17 protein-coding genes are annotated in these 21216 nt (G+C 76.7%); 4 read left to right on the forward strand and 13 right to left on the reverse strand.

Annotated elements, in window-relative coordinates; translation table 11 throughout:
- Window positions 1–79: 79 nt before the first annotated feature.
- Genes asnB through AFB00_RS34965 form a run of 3 tightly spaced genes read left to right on the forward strand, consistent with a single transcriptional unit; the run spans window position 80 to window position 2794 of the window.
- Window positions 80–1648, forward strand: coding sequence for an asparagine synthase (glutamine-hydrolyzing) (gene asnB, locus AFB00_RS18500; RefSeq protein ID WP_335726535.1), 1569 nt, complete (start codon window positions 80–82; stop codon window positions 1646–1648).
- Window positions 1645–2331, forward strand: a complete 687-nt coding sequence (locus AFB00_RS34960) for a RibD family protein (RefSeq protein WP_068798286.1) — start codon at window positions 1645–1647, stop codon at window positions 2329–2331. Before asnB ends, AFB00_RS34960 begins: the two co-directional genes overlap by 4 nt.
- Window positions 2324–2794: a deaminase gene (locus tag AFB00_RS34965; protein ID WP_068798287.1), complete on the forward strand. Its 471-nt coding sequence runs from the start codon at window positions 2324–2326 to the stop codon at window positions 2792–2794. Before AFB00_RS34960 ends, AFB00_RS34965 begins: the two co-directional genes overlap by 8 nt.
- Here the strand turns inward: AFB00_RS34965 and AFB00_RS35830 are convergent.
- The 7 genes from AFB00_RS35830 to AFB00_RS18545 form a co-directional block, all read right to left on the reverse strand.
- Window positions 2754–4235 (reverse strand): ATP-binding cassette domain-containing protein, encoded by a 1482-nt coding sequence (locus tag AFB00_RS35830; RefSeq protein ID WP_068798288.1) that lies wholly within the window; start codon window positions 4233–4235, stop codon window positions 2754–2756. The two genes, AFB00_RS34965 and AFB00_RS35830, sit on opposite strands and share 41 nt — an antisense overlap.
- On the reverse strand, window positions 4232–5332 hold the full coding sequence (locus tag AFB00_RS18520) for a FecCD family ABC transporter permease (protein ID WP_231973974.1): 1101 nt from the start codon (window positions 5330–5332) through the stop codon (window positions 4232–4234). The genes AFB00_RS35830 and AFB00_RS18520 overlap by 4 nt, the downstream gene beginning before the upstream one ends.
- Window positions 5329–6381: a FecCD family ABC transporter permease gene (locus tag AFB00_RS18525; protein WP_156819626.1), complete on the reverse strand. Its 1053-nt coding sequence runs from the start codon at window positions 6379–6381 to the stop codon at window positions 5329–5331. Before AFB00_RS18525 ends, AFB00_RS18520 begins: the two co-directional genes overlap by 4 nt.
- On the reverse strand, window positions 6378–7385 hold the full coding sequence (locus AFB00_RS18530; RefSeq protein ID WP_231973975.1) for an iron-siderophore ABC transporter substrate-binding protein: 1008 nt from the start codon (window positions 7383–7385) through the stop codon (window positions 6378–6380). The genes AFB00_RS18525 and AFB00_RS18530 overlap by 4 nt, the downstream gene beginning before the upstream one ends.
- Before the next feature lie 320 nt (window positions 7386–7705).
- Window positions 7706–10729, reverse strand: a complete 3024-nt coding sequence (locus AFB00_RS18535; protein WP_068798290.1) for an LCP family protein — start codon at window positions 10727–10729, stop codon at window positions 7706–7708.
- 180 nt (window positions 10730–10909) lie between these two features.
- The gene (locus AFB00_RS18540; protein ID WP_197519579.1) at window positions 10910–11920 is read right to left on the reverse strand and encodes a hypothetical protein; all 1011 of its coding nucleotides are present in this window, start codon (window positions 11918–11920) and stop codon (window positions 10910–10912) included.
- 76 nt (window positions 11921–11996) lie between these two features.
- Complete coding sequence (locus AFB00_RS18545; protein ID WP_068800432.1) at window positions 11997–12890, reverse strand: LytR/AlgR family response regulator transcription factor; 894 nt, start codon at window positions 12888–12890, stop codon at window positions 11997–11999.
- Between the two features lie 456 nt (window positions 12891–13346).
- On the opposite strand from AFB00_RS18545, the gene mftD reads away from it, so the two are divergent.
- A complete protein-coding gene (gene mftD / locus AFB00_RS18550; RefSeq protein WP_068798292.1) occupies window positions 13347–14570 on the forward strand; it encodes a pre-mycofactocin synthase MftD in 1224 nt (407 codons plus the stop codon).
- On the opposite strand, the gene AFB00_RS18555 is transcribed toward mftD, so the two are convergent.
- From AFB00_RS18555 to AFB00_RS18580, 6 genes are all read right to left on the reverse strand, one after another.
- Window positions 14554–15447 (reverse strand): oxidoreductase, encoded by an 894-nt coding sequence (locus tag AFB00_RS18555; protein ID WP_068798293.1) that lies wholly within the window; start codon window positions 15445–15447, stop codon window positions 14554–14556. The two genes, mftD and AFB00_RS18555, sit on opposite strands and share 17 nt — an antisense overlap.
- A gap of 80 nt (window positions 15448–15527) precedes the next feature.
- The gene (locus AFB00_RS18560; protein ID WP_068798294.1) at window positions 15528–16901 is read right to left on the reverse strand and encodes a PepSY-associated TM helix domain-containing protein; all 1374 of its coding nucleotides are present in this window, start codon (window positions 16899–16901) and stop codon (window positions 15528–15530) included.
- Window positions 16898–17815 carry a DUF5134 domain-containing protein gene (locus AFB00_RS18565; protein ID WP_068798295.1) on the reverse strand — a complete coding sequence of 306 codons (918 nt, stop codon included), beginning with the start codon at window positions 17813–17815 and terminating at the stop codon, window positions 16898–16900. Before AFB00_RS18565 ends, AFB00_RS18560 begins: the two co-directional genes overlap by 4 nt.
- 126 nt (window positions 17816–17941) lie before the next feature.
- Window positions 17942–18514 carry a sigma-70 family RNA polymerase sigma factor gene (locus AFB00_RS18570; protein ID WP_068800433.1) on the reverse strand — a complete coding sequence of 191 codons (573 nt, stop codon included), beginning with the start codon at window positions 18512–18514 and terminating at the stop codon, window positions 17942–17944.
- A gap of 199 nt (window positions 18515–18713) precedes the next feature.
- Window positions 18714–19916 carry a kynureninase gene (locus tag AFB00_RS18575; protein ID WP_068798296.1) on the reverse strand — a complete coding sequence of 401 codons (1203 nt, stop codon included), beginning with the start codon at window positions 19914–19916 and terminating at the stop codon, window positions 18714–18716.
- A gap of 88 nt (window positions 19917–20004) precedes the next feature.
- Window positions 20005–21135 (reverse strand): DegT/DnrJ/EryC1/StrS family aminotransferase, encoded by a 1131-nt coding sequence (locus tag AFB00_RS18580; RefSeq protein ID WP_068798297.1) that lies wholly within the window; start codon window positions 21133–21135, stop codon window positions 20005–20007.
- Window positions 21136–21216: the final 81 nt, after the last annotated feature.

Consider the following 21216-nt stretch of genomic DNA (forward strand, 5'->3'; position numbering starts at 1 on the left):
CAAGCGGGGTGCGCCTCCACACGGACGTGTAAACATGGGAACCATGTGCGGGATCGTCGCCGCTTTCGGCGGGACAGCGGTGGGAACACCGAAGGACACCGACAAGTACGAGCGGATGCTCGCCAGGGTGGCACACCGCGGGCCGGACGACACCGGCGTGCAGGTCGTGGGGAACACCTGGCTGGGCCACCAGCGCCTGTCGATCATGGACGTGAGCGGCGGGCACCAGCCCATGTCCGACGCGGACGAGACGGCCTGGATCGTCGGCAACGGCGAGATCTACAACCACGAGCGGATCAGCAAGGCGTTCCCGGACGGCACCGTCCGCACCGGGTCCGACACCGAGGCCGCGCTGCACGCCGTCATGTGGGACGGGCAGGTCGCGGTGGCCTCGCTGAACGGCATGTTCGCCGTCGCGATGGGCCGCGAGGACGGGTCCGGGCTGGTGGCGCGGGACCCGTTCGGGGTGAAGCCGCTCTACTGGGTGCCGCCGGCCGACGTCGGGGGCACCGACGTCCCCTACACCGCACCGGACCCGGGCGCGACCGTCCTGTTCGCCAGCGAGCTGCGGGCCTTCGACCCGGAGGACCGGCCGCACGTCGAGTCGTTCCCGCCCGGGTGCCTGTGGAGCCCGTCGTCGGGACTGGTGCGCTTCGCCGAGTCGGTGCCGGTCGAGGTCCGGCCGGCGCGGCGGGCGATCCGCCCCGGCTGGGACGAGGCCGACCTGTCCCGGGTGCGCGAGGCCGTCATCTCCGCGGTGCGCCGCCGGATGATGTCCGACGTCGGCGTCGGGGTCTTCCTCTCCGGCGGGCTGGACTCGGCACTCGTCGCCGCGATCGCGGCGCAGGAGGCCAGGGCCCGCGGCGAGCAGCTGCCGACGTTCGCGGTCGGCACCGCCGAGTCCGGCGACCTGATCGCGGCCCGCAAGGTCGCCGCGCACATCGGGTCCGACCACCACGAGATCCTGGTGACGCCCGAGGACATCGGGGAGGCGCTCGACCACGCCGTCGAGGTCATCGAGCACTACGACCCGGCGCTGGTGCGCAGCGCGGTGCCGAACCTCATCCTCGCCCGCGAGGCGGCGAAGAAGGTCAAGGTCGTGCTCACCGGCGAGGGCGCCGACGAGCTGTTCGCCGGGTACTCCTACACCCACACCGAGGACTACGCCGACCCGGACACGCTGCAGGCCGAGCTGGTCCGGTCCCTCGAGCAGCTGCACCACCTGAACCTGCAGCGCTGCGACCGCACCACGATGTACTTCGGGCTGGAGGCCCGCGAGCCGTTCCTGGACTCGGGCCTGGTGCGCACCGCACTCGCGCTGCCGCCGGAGTGGAAGCAGCGCACCGGTGACCGCCCGGAGAAGGCGATCCTGCGCGAGGCGTTCGAGGGCTGGCTGCCCGAGGACCTGCTGTGGCGCGGCAAGGAGCAGTTCGGCGACGGCTCCGGGGCCGGCACCGTGCTGGCCGAGCTGGCCGGGCGCAAGGCGGCCGAGGCCCGGGAGACCGGCGGGACCCGCTCGGTGCCCGAGCACCCGGAGCACTCGTGGGCGCTGCGCAGCGAGGAGGAGTTCCTCTACTACGAGATCTGGCGCTCGCACTTCGCCGGCGTCCGCCCGGACCGGGTGCTGGGGGCGTTCGCGACCGCATGAGCGACCGTCCGCACGTCCTGGCGTCGGTCGCCGCGTCGCTGGACGGCTACATCGACGACACCGGCCCGCAGCGGCTGGTGCTCTCCGGCGCGGACGACCTCGACCGGGTGGACGGGGTGCGGGCCGGGGTCGACGCGATCCTGGTCGGGGCGAACACGGTCCGCTCCGACGATCCCCGGCTGCTCGTGCGGTCCGCCGACCGGCGACGGGAGCGGACCGCACGGGGACTGCCCCCGACGCCGCGCAAGGTCGTGCTCTCCAGCGACGGGCGGCTCGACCCGGCGTCGCGGTTCTTCACCACCGGCGACGTCGAGAAGATCGTCTACACGACCGGGTCCGCGGCCGGGCGGGTACGGGACTCGCTCGGGACCGTGGCCACCGTCGTCGGGGCCGGGGACCCGGTGGACCTGCACGGCGTGCTCGCCGACCTGGCCGCCCGCGGGATCGGGCGGCTGATGGTGGAGGGCGGCGGCGCCGTGCACACCCGGTTCCTCGCCGCCGGTGTGGTCGACGAGCTGCACCTGGTCTACGCGCCGTTCCTGCTCGGCACGGCCGGCGCCACCCGGTTCGCCGGCCCGGCCGCGTTCCCGCAGGGCCCGGGGCACCGGATGACGCTCGCCGAGGCCCGGCCGGTCGGTGACTGCGTGCTGCTGCGCTACCTCCCGGCAGGACCGGATGCCTGAACCGACCGCGGCCGACCGCGTGCACCTGCGCCGGGCGATCGCGCTGGCGGCGTGCTGCCCGCCGTCGGCGACGGCGTTCTCGGTCGGCGCGCTGGTCGTCGCGGGGGACACCGTGCTGGCCGAGGGGTACTCCCGCCGCGACGACCCGAGCGACCACGCCGAGGAGGCGGCGCTCGCCGGGATCGACCGCGGCGACCCCCGGCTGGCCGGGGCGACGATCTACACCTCGCTGGAGCCCTGCAGCGCCCGGGCGTCGCGGCCGGTGACCTGCACCCGGCACATCCTCGACGCCGGCATTCCCCGGATCGTGTTCGCCTGGCGGGAACCGGCGCTGTTCGTCGACGGCGACGGGGCCGGGACGCTGCGGGCCGCCGGGCGCGAGGTGATCGAGGTACCGGACCTGGCCGCGGCGGCGCGCGCCGTCAACTCCCACCTCCCGGGGATGGGGGAGCCGCCGCGCTGAGCGGGGCCGCCCCGGCCCGGTCCGCGCGGGCGGCGTCGGCGAGCTCCTTGAGGCCGGGCACGTCGTCGCCCGCGGTCCAGGTCTCCGGCGCCCACACCCCGGACGCCTTCAGCGCCCGTCCGCAGTGCACGTAGCAGTCCTCGACGTCGACGAGGATCGCCAGCGGCGGCGGCCGGTGCGCCATCGGGTCGTCGTCCGCCGGGTCACCGGCCCACAGGGCCAGCACCTCCGGGTCCCGGGTGATCCGGGCCCGGCCGTGCACCCGCAGGACGTGCGTCGAGCGCGGCACGCAGAAGGTGAGACCGATGCCGTCGCGCTGCAGCAGGTTGCGCATGCTGTCGACACGCCGGTTCCCGGGCCGCTCCGCGACGGCGAGCCGGCGGCCGCCGTCGAGCACCCGGACGGCGCCGGGGACGTCCCCGCGCGGGGTCACGGTCACCGACCCGTCGGCGCCGGTGGTCCCGAGGAACACCAGCGGGGCCGCGGCGACGAACCGGGCGGCGGTCTCGTCGATCCGGTCGGTGGACTTGCCGGCGACCAGCGGGTGCGGCTCGGCCACGACCTCGCGCAGGTCGTCCTCGCTGTGCAGCTCCCCGGGCAGCTCCCCGGGCAGCTCCACGGGCGGTTCCCCGGCCGGGGACCCACTGCGCGGCGGTACCGGGTGGTGCCGTCCGGCGGGGACGACCATCGGGGTGCCCGAGACCGGGTCGGGGACCACCCGCGAGGCGAGCCGGAACACCCGCGACACCAGGTCCTCGGTCATCGTCTCCGACGGCGGGCCCTGCGCGACGATCGCGCCGTCGCGCATCGCGATGAGGTGGTCGGCGTAGCGGCAGGCCAGGTTGAGGTCGTGCAGGACGACCGCGACCGTCGTCCGGTCCGCCCGGTTGCGGTCGACGAGCAGGTCCAGCACCTCGACGGCGTGCGTCGTGTCCAGGAACGTCGTCGGCTCGTCGAGCAGCAGCACCCCGGTGTCCTGGGCGAGCACCATGGCGATCCACACCCGCTGACGCTGCCCGCCGGACAGCTCGTCCACCGGGCGGTCGGCGAGGTCCAGCACCCCGGTCGCCCGCATCGCGGCGGCGACGGCCGCGTCGTCGGCGCCGTCGCTGCCGCCGAACCAGCCCTGGTGCGGCGACCGGCCGCGCTCGACGAGATCGGCCACGGTGATCCCGTCCGGCGCGACCGGGGACTGCGGCAGCAGCCCGAGCCGCTTCGCCAGCTCCCGCCCGCCGAACTCGCGCAGGTCGGTGCCGTCGAGCTCGACGTGCCCACCGGCCGGGGCGATGATCCGGCCGAGACCGCGCAGCAGGGTGGACTTGCCGCAGGCGTTCGGCCCGACGATCGCGGTGATCCGGCCGGGCGGGAGCCGCACGGTCAGGCCGTCGACGACCACCCGGTCGTCGTAGCGCAGGACGAGGTCCTCGGCGCCCAGGTTCATGTCGTTCCCCTCGTCCGGGCCCTGGCCAGCAGCCAGAGCAGGTAGGGCGCGCCGACCGCCCCGGTGATGACGCCGACCGGGAGCGCGACGTCGGCGACCAGGTAGCGGGCGACGAGGTCGGAGAGCAGCACCAGCAGCGCACCGATCCCGGCGGCGTGCGGGAGCGAGCCCGGGCCGGGCCCGGCGGCGCGGGTCGCGAGCGGCCCGCACACCAGGGCCACGAACGACACCGGGCCCGCGGCGGCGACGGCCGTCGCCACCAGCAGGACGCCGACGGCGATCAGCGCTAGCCGGGTCCGGGTGACCGGCAGGCCGAGCGCGGTGGCCGCGTCGTCGCCCAGCTCCAGCCGGGGCAGCGCCCTGGCCAGTACCAGTGCCAGCGGGACGAGCACCGCGCAGGCGATCGTCAGCGGCACTGTGCGCGACCAGTCGGCCTGGTTGACGCTGCCGGTCAGCCAGACCAGGTTCTCCTGCGCGCTGGTCAGCGACGCGCGGATCATCAGGAACGACACCAGCGCGATCAGCCCGGTCCCGATCCCGAGACCGACCAGCACGAACCGCACGCCGTGCAGCCCGTCGCGCCGGGTCAGGAGCAGGATCGCGGCCGTCGTCGCCACCGCGCCGAGCACCGCCGCGACCGACACCCCGGTCGCGGACAGGCCCAGCAGCACCGTCCCGGCGACGGCGGCGGCGCTGGCTCCCGCACTGATGCCGATGATGTCCGGGCTCGCGAGCCGGTTGCGCAGCATCCGCTGGAACAGCGCGCCGGCCAGCCCGAGCGCGGCACCGACGAGCGCGGCGGTGAGGGCGCGCGGCAGCCGCAGCCGCAGCACGACCAGCTCGGTGCGCGGCGAGCCGAACCCGGTGAGCGCGGCGAGGACGTCCGTCGGCGGGACCGCCTGCGCCCCGACCGAGAGGGTGAGGACGAACGCGGCCAGCGCCGCGACGCCGATCCCCGCCCCGGAGAACAGCAGCCGCCTGCGGTGCCGGGCCCGCAGCACGCCGAGCACGGCGCTGCCGTCGGAGCCGGCGGTGCCGGCGGTGTCGGCGGTGCTGTCGCCGCCGGGATGCGCCGGGGCGCCCTGCTGCACGCTCACCGGACGAACCTCCGCCGGCGCACCAGCGCTACGAACAACGGGGCGCCGAGCACGGCCGTGACCACCCCGGCCTGCACCTCGGCGGGCGGCAGGACGATCCGGCCGACGACGTCGGCCAGCACCAGCAGCACCGGCCCGGCCAGCACGGCCAGCGGGAGCAGCGTGCGGTGGTCGGGCCCGGTCAGGGCGCGCAGCACGTGCGGGACGGCGAGCCCGAGGAACGCGATCGGGCCGGCCGCCGCCGTCGCCGCGCCGGCGAGCAGCACCAGCGCGGTCCCGCAGACCAGCCGGTCGACGCCGGGGCGGCGGCCGAAGGCGCGCGCGACGTCGTCGCCCAGCGCCAGCGCGTTCAGCCGGGGACCGCAGGACAGCGCCAGCACCAGCCCGGCCGCGACGAACGGGGCGGCCTGGGCGGCGATCGACAGGTCCCGGCCGGCGACCGAGCCGACCTGCCAGAACCGGTAGTCGTCGAACAGGTCCGGGCTGGTCAGCAGGAACACCGTGATGACCGAGCCGAGCCCCGCGGTGACCGCGGCCCCGGCCAGTGCCAGCGCCGCGGGGGACACGGTCCCGCTGCGCCCGATCCCGGCGACCCCGCCGACGACCAGCGCGGCCAGCGCCGCACCGAGGAACCCGAACCAGACGTAGCCGGTCAGCGTCGAGACCCCGAAGATCCCGATGCCGAGCACGACGGCCAGCGCCGCGCCGGTGTTCAGCCCGAGCAGCCCCGGCTCGGCGACCGGGTTGCGGGTCATGCCCTGGGCGAGCACCCCGGCGACCCCGAGCGCGGCGCCGGCGAGCAGCGCGACCACCGTGCGGGGCAGCCGCACGTCGGTGACCACGAGGCTCTCCGGGGTCACCGGGCCGGTGCCGGACAGGGCGTCGAGCACCGTGGCCGGCGCGAGCATCCCGGCGCCGACGAACAGGCTCGCCGCGACCGCACCGGCGAGCAGCGCCACCAGTACGAGCGCGGTCCGCCGCACCCGCGACCGGCGGGCGGCCGCGGGCGGCGCGTCCGGGGCCGTCACCGGTGCGGGCGCGCTCGTCACGGGGCCTTCGCCGCCGCGTCCGCGAGCCGCGGGACGGTCCGCTCCAGCGCGAACGTCCAGCCCTGCACCGATGCCGCGGAGAACGCCTGCGAGACGTCCCGGTCCGACAGCAGCACCCCGCGGCCGTCGGCCACCGACGGGACCGCCTTCCACAGCGGGTCGTTCTCGATCTCGGTCGCGTCCTTGCCGATCGGCTGCATGACGGTGACGTCGGCGTCGAACAGGTTCATCCGCTCCCGCGAGATCGGCGTCGAGAAGCCTTCGGCGGGCAGCGCGGCGACCGTGGGGCTCAGGGTCATCCCCAGCTCGGTCAGGAACTCCATCCGGCCGGAGCCGTCGGCGTAGGCCGCGTACTCGCCGAGCGTGTTGCGGGCCCCCGAGACGACGGTCGCACCCTGCAGCTGCGGGTTGGCCTCCCGGGCACCGGCGAAGCGCTGCTCCAGCTCGGACTGCAGCCGGGCCGCCTCGGCGCCGCGGCCGAGCGCCGCCCCGACCGAGCGGAGCTGGTCGCGCCAGTCGGTCAGGTAGTTCTCCCCGCCGGCCGGGATGCCCACGACCGGCACCCCGAGCTGGGCGAGCCGGTCGTAGCGGTCCCGGTCACCGCTGGCCCGGGTGTCGAGGACGAGATCGGGCTCCAGCGCGGCGACCGCCTCCAGATCGACCTCCAGGGTGCCGAGGATCGTCGGCGGGGTGCGGTAGGTCTGCGGCACCCACGGGCCCAGCCCGTCGCCGCCGACCGCCAGCCAGTCCGCCGCGCCGACCGGCTCGACGCCGAGCGCGAGCGCGGTCTCGGCGTCGCTCCAGCCCAGCGCGACGACCCGCTGCGGCTGTTCCGGGACGGTGACGTCGCCGAACGCGGTCGGGATCGTCACCGGGAAGGCACCGTCCGCGGCGGGGGCCGCACCGGCGTCACCGGGGGCGGGACCGGCGGCCGTGCCGCATCCGGCGACGAGGGCGAGCGCCGCGGCGAGGGCGGCGAGCAGGGGCAGCGTCCGACGAGGCACGGAGTTCAGCCTTTCCGGTGATCAGGTTTCGCTCACCTAACCAAAACGGGACGCCCGTACGGAAGGGGAGGTGGCGCTCGCCTCCGTCCGGATCGTGCGGAATGCCGGGCCGGGCCCCGCACCGTCACGACGGAGCCGCGCCAGGGCGGGCCCTGCGCGCGGCCGGCATCCGGTGGGGAGACCGGCCCCTGCGCCGGGGTGCCGGTGCGGCTGGGGAGACCGGCCCCTGCGCCGGGGTGCCGGTGCGGCGACCTGGCGGTGGTGCCCGGCGCGGGGCGCCGGCAGGCGCCCGGATCCCGGTGCTCCGGCACCGGCGGGTGTCAGTACTCGTCGGGGCGCAGGCCCTCGGCCGGGCCGAGGCCGTTGTTCGTCGTCCCGCCGGTCCCGGCCGCACCCTCCGCGGCGCCCTGCTCCTCCGGCGACGGGACGTCCGCGGCGCCGGTCTCGGCGCAGGACTCGGCGACCGACTGCGGTGCCGCCGAGGCGGGCTCCGGGGCCGCGGTCGCCGACGGGGTGGCCGACTCCGGGGTCTCCGACGACGGCGGGGCCTGCGAGGTCGGGGGCGCCGGGGCCGCGAGCGCGGGGTCCGGCGCGGGCGGCGGGTCGGCGATGGCGTCCTGGACGACCTCGCGCATGTACTCGGCGTCCGGGTCGGCGGTGACGAAGAAGCCGGTGTCGGAGTTCGGGTCCGGCAGCGACGGGTCGAACGCGACGCTCTCCAGCCGGAAGCCCTCGTCGGCGAGCACGGCGAGCGCAGGCAGCACCTGCTGCGGCATGTCCGTCGCGACGTTCTCCCTGGCCACCGCGGCGATGCTCTGGAACCGCCCGACCAGCTCGGTCGCGCTGGTCTCGGAGACGACGGCCTGGATCAGGCAGCGCTGCCGGCCCATCCGCTGGTAGTCGGTGCCGTCCCGGCGGGACCGGGCGAACCACAGCGCGTCCTCGCCGTTCAGGGTCTGGACCCCGGGCTGGATGTAGCGGTCCGGGGTCGTGTGCCTGCCGAACGCGGTGACACCGCCGACCGGGATCGGGTCGGCGCCGACGTTGACCGTGACCCCGCCGACCGCGTCGATCATCGACGAGAACCCGGCCATGTTGACCTCGAGGTAGTAGTCGATCGGCAGGCCGGTCATGTACGAGATCGTGGACTGCAGCAGGTTCAGGCCCGGTTCCTGCGTCGGGGTGGACGGGGCGATGTCCGGATGCTGCTCGCCGTAGGCGAAGACGCCGTTGAGCAGGTAGTCCCCGGACAGCGGCTGGGACGAGTCGTGGAAGCCGTCCGGGAACTCCTCGGCGGCCGGGGTACCGGGCGGGAACTCCGCGCGCTGGATGTTGCGCGGCAGGCTGAACAGGGTGGTCCGCCCGGACCGGGTGTCGATACTGGCGAGCATCATGGTGTCGGTCCGGGTGCCGGAGCGGTCCTCGCCGGCGTCGCTGCCCAGCAGCAGCACGTTCAGCCGCGGCTTGCCGAGCGCGTCCGCCGCCGAGGTCCCGCCGCCGCCCTGGAACAGCGAGTTCAGCAGGCCGCGCTGGGAGTTGAGCAGCTCGACGCCGTACCCGAACGGCACGGCGACCGCCAGGCACAGCAATGCCGCCGTCCCGGTGCCGACGATCTTCTGGCCCAGCGGCAGGCCGCGTGGCCTGGCGAGTGCGTAGGTGCGGGCGACCTGCGCGATCCAGCCGATGCCGCCCACGACCAGCGCGCCGGCGAGCACCGTCAGCGTGGTCGTGGACAGGAGGTTCTGCAGCAGCGTCGACCGGCGTACGACCAGGGCCAGCACCGCGACCGCGACGACGATCGCGACCAGGGTGCCGAGGATCAGCCCGCCGGTGCGCCGCCGGCGCAGGGCCAGGTGCCCGCTGCCGGGGAGCACGGTGGAGGCCGCGGTGAGACCGAGCGCCGCGCCGAGGGTGGCGCGTGCGGTGTCGGTCACCCGCCTGCGGGCGGACTGGGGGGGCCCCGGCTTCTTCCGCCCGTCCGCGGCGGGGCCGTCGCCGGCCGGGGACACCGTCGTCGCCGCGGCCGCGGCGGCCGCCACCGGGGTGTCACGGGGCGGCCGGGCGGGCGGGCGGCCACCGGGGCGGGCCGGACCGGCCGGCCCGGGGCCGCGCCGCGCGGCGTCGGGACGGCCGTCACCGCGGCCGGGCCGGTCCGGGCGCCCGGGCGCCGCGTCGGGACGGCCGGACCGGGACCGTCCGCCGGGTCCCGGGGGCTGGTCCTGCGGTGCGCCGGCGGGCCGGGGCGGCGGGGTGTCGCCCGGGGCGACCGGTGCCGCCGTCCACGGGGACCGCGGATCCGGCGGGCCGGCGGCACCGGGCCGGGCCGGGTCGTCGGCACCGGACCGCGCCGGACGGCCGCCGGACGGACGGCCGGGCCGCCCGGACGACGGCGCGCCGGAACCGGGCCGGGCCGGGCCGTCGGCGGGTGTGCCGGAATTGGGCCGGGCGGGGCCGTCGGCGGGCCCGGGGCGGCTCGGCACGTCCGCGGGTGCGCCCGGGCGGGCCGGGCGGTCGGCGGGGGCGCCGGGCCCGGGGCGGCCGGACGGTACGTCCGGGAGCGCGGACCGGCCCGGGCGGGCGGCCAGCCCGTCGGCGGGGGCGGGCGCACGGCCCGGGCCACCCCGCCGGTCCGGCGGTGCGCCCGGACCACCGGTCGCCGGTGCGGCGGTGCCGGCCGAGCGGCGCGGGACGACCGGCAGCTCGCCGCTCAGCCGGGCGGCGCGGCCGCGTTCCTCGGGTGGTGCGCCGGGCTCGGCGGCGCGGTGCCTGCGGCGTTCGGCCGCGGTGTCCGGACGGCCCGTCGTGCGCACCGTCTCCCCGATGCCCCGGGCGGCACCGAGCGAGCGGATGTCGGTGGGGCGGCTGTCGGTGTGCCCGCCGCGGCCGGCACCGAGCGGGGCGTGCGCCCCGCGCGACGCCGACCAGGCCGCGGCCCGCTCGGCCTCCGCCGCGGCGTCGCGTTCACGCCGGCGCAGCCAGGGCTCGTCCGCGGACTCGGGACCCGGGCCGTCGGGCCCGGGGGCACTGCCCGGCCGGCCGGCGGGGGCCGGACCACCGGGCCCGGACGGCGGTGGAACCGGTCGCCGCTCGGGCCCGGACCCGGGCGGGGGGTGCGCCGCCCGGCGGCGGTCGCCCGGCGCCCGCCCGGACGGCGGCGACGGTGCCCGGCCCTCGTCGGCGCCGCGGGACCGGCCGGCACGGGGCTGCCGGTCGTCGGCGGCACGGCGGGCTTCGCCGGGGCGGGCCGGAGGGTCGTCACGCAGCTGCGGCCGGTCGTCGCGCCGACGGGCGCCGCGCCGGGGTTCACGACCCGGTGGGGGGCCGTCGTGCGGTCGGTCGTCCACCGGGCACCCCCTCCACAGATCGGCTCACGGACCGGCACCGCCGGGTGCCCCGTGTCGCTCGTCGGAGCGGGCACGGCGCGTGCGGGCGCCACACCGCTCCGGCGCTCGGGAAACCCAACAGTACTTGCCGTGGCCGTGCCCGGGGTGGCCGCCCACCCGGCCGGGTGGACGGCCGCGGCGTCACTGGTAGGAGACGAACACCGGGGACTCGGGGCGGACGTCGTAGGTCTGGCGCGGGGTGAAGGTCGGCCGGTCCTCGTCGATGAAGTTCTTCCAGCCCCACCACAGGCCGTCCGGGCGCGGTGCGGCGTGCAACGCGTTCCACGTCTCGGTCTTCTCCTGCGGGGTCCCGAAGCCGTCCGCGTGCAGCACGGTGGCGAGCTCGGGGTGCGAGGTCACCACGGTCTCCCGCTCGGTGATCATCGGGACCCGGAACTGGTGCAGCAGGAACACCTTCTGCGGCAGGTTCTCCTCCCGGACGATCCCGGCGAGCCACGCGCTCGTCTCGTTCACCTCGGCCGCGTCCACCGAACCGACCTGCTCGCCGTGGCGCTGCCCGGGCTCGAGCCGCCACTCCGGGTCGAGCGCGAGGCCGACGTGCGGCCGGCGCAGCAGCTCGGTGTAGCGCTCGGCCTGGCTGCGGAAGTCCGCCTGCCCGGGCTGCAGGTCCAGGACGACGTACACGCCGGCCTTCTCCGCCTCGTCCACCCACGGGCGCAGGTCGTCGACGCTCATCTCCGCGGAGTGGTCACCGTCCGCACCCGCCGCGCTGTCCGCGACGGTGGTGATGATCTCGAACGTGGGGACCACCGGCTCGTCGACGAGTGGCTGGTAGTCCGCGGCGAGGTCCTTCGCCCGGGCGATCGACCGGCCGATGTCCTGCTCGCCGAGCACGCCCATCGACGGGGTGCCCGGATGCCCGTACAACGCGACCATCCGGCGGCCCGGGAACACCTCGGTGCCGCCGCCGGGGAGCTCGGGCACCGCGGGTGCGGCCGACGTCGCCGGGGGCGGCGGTGGTGCCGGTGGTGGCGGCGCGGCGTCCGCGGGTGGCTCGCCGGAACAGCCGGCGAGCAGCGCGCACACCGTCAGCACGACACCGAGCACCGCGGCGGGGCGCCCGGGACGGGGCCGCCGACGGGCGGACGGAGGGACCAGCAGGGACGACGTCGACGCACGCGGGAGAGTCACCGCTCACCAGGATAGGTGACCGGACCATGATCGGCAGCCCGGAGTTCGCGGTGGGTGACGTGCCCCGCCCGCGGTGCTACCGGGGGAGGACCGGGCCGTCCGGGCCGTCGTCCGGACCACGGGCCGACCGCGGCGGGCGCCCGCGCAGGATCCGCTTCAGGCCGGCGGTGTGCCGGCGGCTGACCGGCAGCTCGACGGCGCCCGGCCCGTTGCCGAGGCGCACGACGTACCCGGAACCGGACATCCGCAGTTCGGTGATCAGCGGGAGCGCCACCAGGTAGGCCCGGTGGATGCGGACGAACCCGGCGTCGCTCCACCGGTCCTCCAGCACCGAGACCGGGATCCGCACGAGATGGCTGCCGTCGCCGGTGTGCAGCCGGGCGTAGTCGCCCTGGGCCTCGACGTACCGGATCGAGGACCGGGGGACCAGCTTGGTGGTGCCGGCCAGCTCGACCGGGACCACCTCGTCGTCGGATCCGGCGGGCGGGCCGCCCCGGCGCGCGCCCGGGGCGGGCGCCGGGCCGTTGCCGGCCTGCGGGGGCCCCTGGGGCGGAGCGGGCGGCGCGCCGCCGGTCTCGGCCCGGCGGGCGGCGCGCAACGCGATGGTCCGGTCCAGCGAGCCCGAGAGCCGGTCACCGCGCAGCGGCTTGAGCAGGTAGTCGACGGCCCCGACCTCGTAGGCGTCGACGGCCCGGTCGTCGTGCGCGGTCACGAACACCACCGGCGGCGGGTCGGCCATCGCGTTGAGCACCCTGGCCAGCTCCAGGCCGTCGAGACCGGGCATCCGGATGTCGAGGAACACGACGTCGACCGACGGGGTCGAGGCGTCGGCCTGCGAGCCGTGCAGGATGCGCAGCGCCTCGGTCGCGTTCGGCGCGGTGAGCACGGTCTCGACCCGCGGGTCGTCCCCGAGCAGGTGGGCGAGCTCGAGGAGGGCGGGCTCCTCGTCGTCCACCGCGAGGACGGTCAGCGCGGTCCCGCCCGGAGCGGGCGGCGGCTGGGGCGGCTGCGGCGGTTCGGGGCGGCGGCCCGGCCCGGGCAGGCCGATCGGCCGGTGGTTGCTCGCCCCGTACCCGGGCGGCGCGCCGTAACCCGTCGAACCGGGGACGACCGGCGTCGCACCGGAAACGTGCCCACCCCGCGAGTGGCTGTACACGGTTCCTCCTCGCCGCGGGCACCTCGCCCGCTGACCGGTGACTGCGAGCACACCGTAGCGAGGCTGCGCAGCGTCACCGACGGCCGGTCCTCCCTGCGCGCCGCCACGATCCGGTGTGGGCCGTTCCGGTGGGTCCGGTGGCGGAGGGTCAGCGGGCCCGGCGACGCCCCTCGCCGACCGGAGGGGGCGGGCACCGACGTGATTGTGGCACTCGGTGCCGAAACGCTATCGTTCGTGCGTCGGAGCACGACGCGCTGCGAAGGGGCAGGCATGGCGAGCACCAGGGACTGGTTCGAGACCGTCGCGGAGGCGCAGCGCCGCGCGCGCCGGCGGCTGCCGAGATCGGTGTACTACGCGCTGGTCGCGGGGGCCGAGCAGGGCATCACGCTGGCCGACAACGTCGCCGCGTTCGACGAGCTGGGCTTCCGCCCGCACATCGCCGACCTGCCGCGGCACCGCGAGCAGAAGACCACCGTGCTCGGCCAGGAGATCGACTTCCCGGTCGTGATCTCGCCGACCGGGGTGCAGGCCGTCGACCCCGAGGGCGAGGTCGCGGTGGCCCGCGCGGCGGCGAGCTCGAACATCCAGAACCCGCTCGACCCGGAGCAGACGGTGTCGACGGCGATGGGCCTGTCCTCGTTCGCCTCGCGCTCGGTCGAGGACGTCTGCGCGGTCAACGACAAGGTCCTCTTCCAGGTCTACTGGGCCGGGTCCCGCGACGAGATCCTGGCCAGGGCGATGCGGGCGAAGGAGGCCGGTGCGAAGGCGCTGATCGTCACCCTGGACTGGACCTTCGCCACCCGCCGGGACTGGGGCAGCCCGCCGATCCCGGAGAAGATGGACCTGCGGGCGATGCTGCAGTTCGCGCCCGAGGTCCTCACCCGCCCGCGCTACCTGGCCGGGTGGCTGCGCTCGGGGACGCTGCCCGACCTGACGACCCCGAACATGGCCCCGCCCGGCGGCGGCGAGGCGCCCACGTTCTTCGGCGCCTACGGCCAGTGGTGGGTCTCGCAGCTGCCGACCTGGGACGACATCGCCTGGCTGCGCGAACAGTGGGGCGGCCCGTTCATGGTCAAGGGGATCATGCACCCGGACGACGCCCGGCGGGCCGTCGACGCGGGCGCCACCGCGGTCTCGGTGTCCAACCACGGCGGCAACAACCTCGACGGCACCCCCGCCTCGATCCGGGCGCTGCCGGCGGTGGTGGACGCGGTGGGCGAGCAGATCGAGGTGCTGCAGGACGGCGGGATCCGCCGCGGTGCCGACGTCGCCAAGGCGCTCGCGCTCGGCGCCAGGGCCTGCCTGATCGGCCGGGCCTACCTGTGGGGGATGGCGGCCCAGGGCGAGCGCGGTGTCACCAACGTGCTGTCGATCCTCTACCAGGGGATCGACGAGGCGCTGCTGGGGCTCGGCAGGTCGTCGGTGCACGAGCTGTCCCGCGACGACCTGATCATCCCGGAGGGTTTCACCCGCACCGCTACAGCGGGCCGCTGACCGCGGTCAGCTCCTCGGCGCGTTCCCACAGCGCCCGCTGCACCCGGCGGTCGTGCGAGGCCGCGCTGGAGCCGACCGGGCGGGGGTTGCCGCGGGTCTCGCCGGGCCCGTCCGGTCCGATGTAGGCACCACCGGGCAGGTCGGTGACGGTCGCGGCGAACAGCGCCGGGAGCGCACCGGCCGCGGCGGACTGGCCGAACACCGTGCTCGCCACGCCCATCACGGCGTCCCGGACGGACTCGGTGCGGGTGTGCAGGCCGGTCGCGGAGTACCCGGGGTGCGCGGCGGTGGAGCGCAGCGGCGACCCCGCGGCGACGAACCGGTGCTCCAGCTCGTAGGCGAACATCAGGCAGGCCAGCTTGGACTGGCAGTAGGCCCGCCAGCGGTCGTAGCGGCGGTGCTCCTGGTTCAGGTCGTCGAGATCGATCCGGCCGAGCCGGTGCATCACGCTGGACAGCGTCACCACCCGGTCGGTGATGCGGTCGGCGAGCAGCCCGGTGAGGGCGAAGTGCCCGAGGAAGTTCACCCCGAACTGGGTCTCGAAGCCGTCGGCGGTGCGCGAGTGCGGGACCGCCATCAGCCCGGCGTTGTTGACCAGGACGTCGACCGGGTCCGTCGTCGCCGCGGCGAACTCCCGGACCGAGGTGAGGTCGGCGAGATCGAGCCGCCGCACGGTCGCCGCCCCGCCGAGCTCGGCGGCGACGGCGTCGCCCCGGTCGGTGTCGCGCACCGCGAGCACGACGCGGGCGCCGGCCTGCACCAGTGCCCGGGCCATCGCCAGGCCGAGACCGCCGCTCGCCCCGGTGACGACGACCGTGCGGCCCTGCTGGGGCGGGATGTCGGCGGTCGTCCAGGGTGCTGGTGCGTTGCGGAACACGGGGCCTCCTCGACGGCGGGTGCGGGCCACCCGGTCTACCCGCTCGGGCCCGGCGGTGCCTGCCGGGCCGCCCGCGGGCGTCACCCCACCGGGGTGGCCCGGCGCCCGCGCCGGCCCGACAGGGCCGCGTCGAGCAGCAGGAACGCGATCAGCGACACCCCCAGCACCGGCAGCACCAGCCCCGCCACGACGGCCACGCCCCCGACGAGTGCGACCGCCGCCGGGGACGGCCGTTCCCGGCCGCCGGGCGGCGCCGCCGTGCTGCGGGTGGGCCGGCGCAGCCACCACATCCGGTAGCCCCAGACGACGAGCACGATCAGCGCCGAGGCGAGCGCCGCCAGCGCCAGCTGGTTGACCACCCCGAAGAGCAGCCCCATGTGGGCGTCGACGCCCCAGCGGGCCAGCTTCGCGGCCGTCGGCCAGTCGGCGAAGGCCAGCCGGTCGGTCACCGTGCCGGAGCCCGGGTCGACGGCCACCGCGTCCTGCTGCTCGGGCCAGCTGCGGACGACCTGCTGCACCCGCCAGGCCGCTCCCGGGTCGCCCGGGACGACCTCCACCGGCCCGCCGAGGCCGTCGGCCCGGGCGGCGTCGAGCACCCGCTGGACCGTTGCGGCGACATCGGGGCCCGGACCGTCGCCGGGGGCCGCCGCGGCCGGGGCGCCGCCGGGCAGCGTGCTGCTGACCGACGGTGTCGTCCAGTCCAGTGCCCGGCGCAGCTCGGTGACGTTCGACCCGGCGAACAGCGACCAGGTCAGGCCGGTCGCGGACAGGAACAGGAACCCGACCGACGCCCAGACCCCGACGGCCCCGTGCCAGGAGCGCACCCGGGCCCGCGGTGAGCCGCCGGTGCGCGGGAGGAACCGGTCGCGGCGGGACCGGACCCGCCGGGTGAACGCGACGACGAGCCCGGACAGCGTCAGCACGGCCAGCCAGGACGCGGCGAGCTCGCTGTAGACCTGGCCCGGCGGGCCGAGCAGCAGCGACCGGTGCAGGTTGTCGATGGTCCCGCGGACCGGCAGCCACTCGCCGAAGGTGTCCAGCGTCGACACCACCCCGGCGGTGTGCGGGTCGACGAAGACGGTGCGCTGGTAGCCCTCGGGCAGCCCGTCGGCCTCGAACGAGACCCGGGTCGTCGTCCCGGGTTCGCGGGCCGGGCGGACCTCGAGGACCGGCAGCCCCGGCTGGGTCGCGACCGCCGCACCGACCTGGTCGGAGACCGGACGCTCCGGCCCGCTGACCGGCACGGCCAGCGCGTCGGCGTGCGCCCACCGCTCGATCTGCGGCGCCGCCGTGTACAGCAGCCCGGTGACGGCCGCGACGAGCAGGAAGGGTCCGACGAACAACCCGGCGTAGAAGTGGATGCGGGCGACGAGCGGCCGCAGCCCGTACAGCAGCGGGCGGCCCTCCGGCGGTGGCGCGGGGGAGCCGGGGCGGGTCTGCAGCCCGGCGCTCACCAGCCCACCACCATCGCGGCGAGCATGACGACCATGCCGAGGCTCATCGTGGCGTGGCACAGGGCGTCCGAGCGCGGCCCGAACGGCCCCGGCGCGGTCCGGTCGCCGGCCGCGGTGTCCCCGCCGGGGCCCGCCGCGCCACCGGGACCGGCGGTGTCCCCGGTCCCGGGATCGCCGGGAACCGGGCCCGCGCCGGCGGCGGGGCCGGGATCGAGGGTGCCTGTCGCTGCCGGGGCGGGAGCGCCTGCGCGCAGCGTGTCGCCGGTCGGATCGCCGCCGGGCCGCGCGCCGGTCAGGACCCGGGCGGCCGGTGCTCCGCCGGGGTCGGGGGCACCACTGCCGTCCCCGGTCCCGGAGCTGCCGGGCACCGCGTCCCGGCGCACCGCCCGCGCGACCCAGAACCCGGCCACGACCAGCAGCGCGAGCCCGATCACGACGGTCGCCGCCACCGCCCAGCCGGCCTGCCCGCCGTGCGCCGCGTGTTCCGCGTGCTCCGCACCGGAACCCCCGCCGTGACCGGCGTGCCCACCGCCCCCGCCGCTCGGGGCGACGGCCATCGGCATGATGACCGGCATCGCGGCGAGCATCCACACCATCGCCGCGGCCATCAGGGCGTGCGCGACGCCGGTGGCCGGGCCCGCCGCCCCGCAGCGCACCCCGCGGGCGGCGGTGACCGCGAAGAACACCGTGAACACGCCGAACAGCGCGATCTGCACCGCGACGCCGGCGGTTCCGGCCCAGGACCAGGTCATGACGACCATCGCGACGCTCATCACGACGTGCGCGAGCTCGGCGGTCCGCCGGACCGCCTCCCCCTGCGCGGACACCACCTCCGACCAGCGGCGGAGCGCGTAGCCACCGGTGAGGGCGAAGAGCGCGGTGAGCGCCCACGCGAGGGGCACGGACGAGATCACGGGTCCTCCTCAGGAGGGACGGATGCACCCCGGTGGCGGGGCATCGGAGCAGCGGTCGTCAGCAGTGGTCGTCGTCATCGGGCGTGCGGTTCCCGGGGTGCGACGACCGTCACGCCCGGGCGGGGATCAGCGCTGTGCGGAGCGCGGCACCCCGGTGTCGGCGCGGAGCGCCCGGACCAGGTCCTCCCGGGCGCGGGCGACCCGGGACCGGATGGTGCCGATCGGGCAGCCGCAGACCTGCGCGGCCTCGGCGTAACCCAGGTCGAGCAGCTGGGTGAGGACGAACGCCTCGCGCCGGTCCGGGGGGAGGTCGTCGACCAGCGCCCGGATCAGCACCGCCTCCTGGGCCCCGCTGCGCGGGTGGATCCGGTCGAGCACCTCGCGCGGGTCCTCGCCGAGATCGAGGTTGCGCGGTCGCCGGACCGCGGCCCGGACCGAGTCCACCGCGACCCGCCGGGCCACCGACAGCAGCCAGGTGCGGGCGCTGGACCGGGCGGCGAACGTCGGCAGCGTCCGCAGCGCGCGCAGGTAGGTCTCCTGGGCGAGGTCCTCGGCGTCCCCGGCCCGGCCGAGGTGCACCAGGAACCGGTGGACGTCGGCCTGGGTCGCCCGCACGAACGAGGCCAGCGCGGCCCGGTCACCGGCACCCGCGGCCAGTGCCCACGCCGTCACCGTGGCGTCGTCGGGGCGTTCGGGCACGAGATCACGGTAGTACGCCGGAACCCGTCCGGAACCGCCGACCTGGTGGCGTCGGGCCACGGGCGAGCACCGCGCGGACGCACGGTCACGCGGTCCGTGCACGGGGTGGGCGCCGCCGCACGGGGCCGGGCCCCGTGCGCGGCCGGGGAGCCGGTGCGGGCCGCCGGTACGGCGGACGCCCGTGCGCCGGGGTGTGTGGTCAGGTGCGGTCGAGCAGGTCACGGAGCACCCCCAGCCCGGCGTGCACCTCGGCGAACGACGTCGACAGCGCCGCCGGGCCGATCCGCAGCCCGTCCGGGTCCCGGAAGTCGGGCAGGACCCCCGCCGCGTGCAGCGGGGCGAGCAGGTCCCGGAACCCGGGGCGGGTGAGCATCACGTGCCCGCCCCGGACGGACGGCTCGCGCGGCGAGGCGACGGTGACCCCGTGCGGGGCGAGCCAGGCGTCGGCGATCTCCAGCACGTAGCCGGTCAGGGCGAGCGACTTCGCCCGCACCGCGTCGATCCCGGCCTCGGCGATCATCTCCAGCGACACCTGCAGCCCGACGGCCGCGAGCACCGGCGGGGTGCCCGAGAGCAGCCGCCGGATCCCGGTGGCGGGGGTGAAGTCGCGTTCCATCGCGAACGGCTCGGCCCGGCCGACCCAGCCGGGCAGCGGGTTCTCGATCCCGGGCTGCAGGCCGGACCGCACGTAGCCGAACGCCGGTGCCCCCGGCCCGCCGTTCAGGTACTTGTAGCCGCAGCCCACCGCGAGATCGGCGCCCCACGCGTCCAGCTCGACCGGGATCGCGCCGGCCGAGTGCGACAGGTCCCACAGGACGAGCGCGCCCGCGTCGTGCGCGATCCGGGTGATCGCGGCCGCGTCGGCGATCCGGCCCGAGCGGTAGCCGACGTGGCTCAGGCAGACCAGCGCCGTCCGCTCCGACACGGCCGCGGCGACCTGGTCCGGGGTGATCCCGCCCGCCGGGTCGGTCCCGACCGCGTGCACCCGCAGCCCGCGCTCGGCGGCGACCCCGCCGACGACGTCGCGGTCGGTGGGGAAGTCCCCGGCGTCGGTGACGATCCCGTCGCGGCCCGGCCGCAGCGCGACCGCGGCCCGGACGAGCTTGTGCAGCAGCACCGTCGTCGAGTCGGCGACGACGGTCTGCCCCGCGGCGGCGCCGAGCACCAGCGCGCCCAGCTCCTCCGGGAGCTGCCACCAGCCCTCGTCCCAGCCCCGGATCAGCCGGGTGCCCCACTCGTCGCGGACGAAGGCCGCCAGCCGGTCCGCGGTCGCGGCCGGCGGGCGGCCCAGGGAGTTCCCGTCGAGGTAGGCGACCACGTCCGGGGCCGGGCTGAACCGGTCCCGGAAACCGGCGAGCGGGTCGCCGGCGTCGCGGGGCGCGGGATCGAGCGGGTCGGTCATGCCGGCAGTCTGCCGCGGAGCTCCTCCCGGTGCGCGCCCCCTGTGCGACAGGGGAACCCGCGGTGGGGGGATACCCCTCGCGGACCCCTCAGCCGGCGAGCCGCCGGGCGAGCAGCCGGAACGCCGGCGTCGGCAGCTCGGGTGCGAGGTCCACCGCGCAGGTGCGGGCCAGGATCTCCAGGGTCCGCGGGCACGCCGTCGGGCCGTGGTCGATCTCCACTCCGACCGCCGCGTACGGGTCCAGCGCCGGGTGCAGCGGGTTGCGGGCCTGCAGCGACCGCCAGTTGGTGTAGACGTGCCGGCCGGTGTCGATCAGCCGGTGCACCCCGCGGTTGCGGCCGAACGCCGTCGCCGCCGCGACCGGGTCGGAGGTGTGCGCGAACTCGACCGCCAGCCCCGCGGCCCCGGCCGGGTCGTGGTGCGGGATCGGGACGGGCCCGCGCCCGCCGAGCGGCGCCAGCGCCTCCAGCACGATCTGCCGGTGCCGGGCGCGCCGGGCGATCTGCGCGTCGAGCGCCTTCAGCTGCGGGCGCAGGACGGCCGCGGACAGCTCGGGCATCCGCAGGTTGACGCCCACGATGAGGTCGGCGTCGTTCCCGGCGAATCCGGGGCGCTCGTAGCTGCCGACGTCGTGGTACATCGACGCGCGCTCGAACAGCGCCGAGTCGTTCGTCACCAGCGCCCCGCCCTCACCGGCGCGGATGTTCTTGTGCTGGTTGAAGCTGAAGCAGCCGGCGTGCCCGATCGAGCCGACCTTGCGGCCGCGGTAGGTGACGCCGATGGCCTGGCAGGCGTCCTCGATCACGACGAGGTCGTGCGCGGCCGCGACCTCCATGATCGCGTCCATGTCGGCGACGTGGTTGCCCATGTGCACCGGCAGGACGGCCCTGCTGCGGGGGGTGATCCGGTCCTTGAGGTCGACCGGGTCCATCGTCAGCGACTCGTCGATCTCGACCAGCACCGGCACCGCACCGACGGCGAGCGCGGCGGCCGCCGTCGACACCCAGGTGTAGGCGGGGACGAGCACCTCGTCGCCGGGCCCGATCCCGGCCCCGACGAGCGCGGCCACCAGCGCGCTGGTCCCGCTGTTCACGGCCAGCGCGTGCCGGGTCCCGAGGTGCGCCGCGAGCTCCTGCTCGAAGCGGCCGACCTCGGAGCGATCCCCGCCGGTGAACCGGCCGAGCTCCCCGCGGCCGAGCACCCGGACGGTGGCAGCCATACCCCTTGCGGTCGTCGCCGCGGCGGCAAGTCCCATAATCGTCCTCCTGGACCGGGGTTCTCCCGATAACGGGGGGAACCG

It is taken from the genome of Pseudonocardia sp. HH130630-07, assembly GCF_001698125.1.
Classification (GTDB): domain Bacteria; phylum Actinomycetota; class Actinomycetes; order Mycobacteriales; family Pseudonocardiaceae; genus Pseudonocardia.

Coding starts and splice junctions, on each gene's coding strand:
- AFB00_RS34960 (WP_068798286.1), top strand. CDS start 1,645: ATGAGCGACCGTCCGCACGTCCTGGCGTCGGTCGCCGCGTCGCTGGAC.
- AFB00_RS34965 (WP_068798287.1), top strand. CDS start 2,324: ATGCCTGAACCGACCGCGGCCGACCGCGTGCACCTGCGCCGGGCGATC.
- AFB00_RS35830 (WP_068798288.1), bottom strand. CDS start 4,235: ATGAACCTGGGCGCCGAGGACCTCGTCCTGCGCTACGACGACCGGGTG.
- mftD (WP_068798292.1), top strand. CDS start 13,347: ATGGCGAGCACCAGGGACTGGTTCGAGACCGTCGCGGAGGCGCAGCGC.
- AFB00_RS18575 (WP_068798296.1), bottom strand. CDS start 19,916: ATGACCGACCCGCTCGATCCCGCGCCCCGCGACGCCGGCGACCCGCTC.
- AFB00_RS18580 (WP_068798297.1), bottom strand. CDS start 21,135: ATGGCTGCCACCGTCCGGGTGCTCGGCCGCGGGGAGCTCGGCCGGTTC.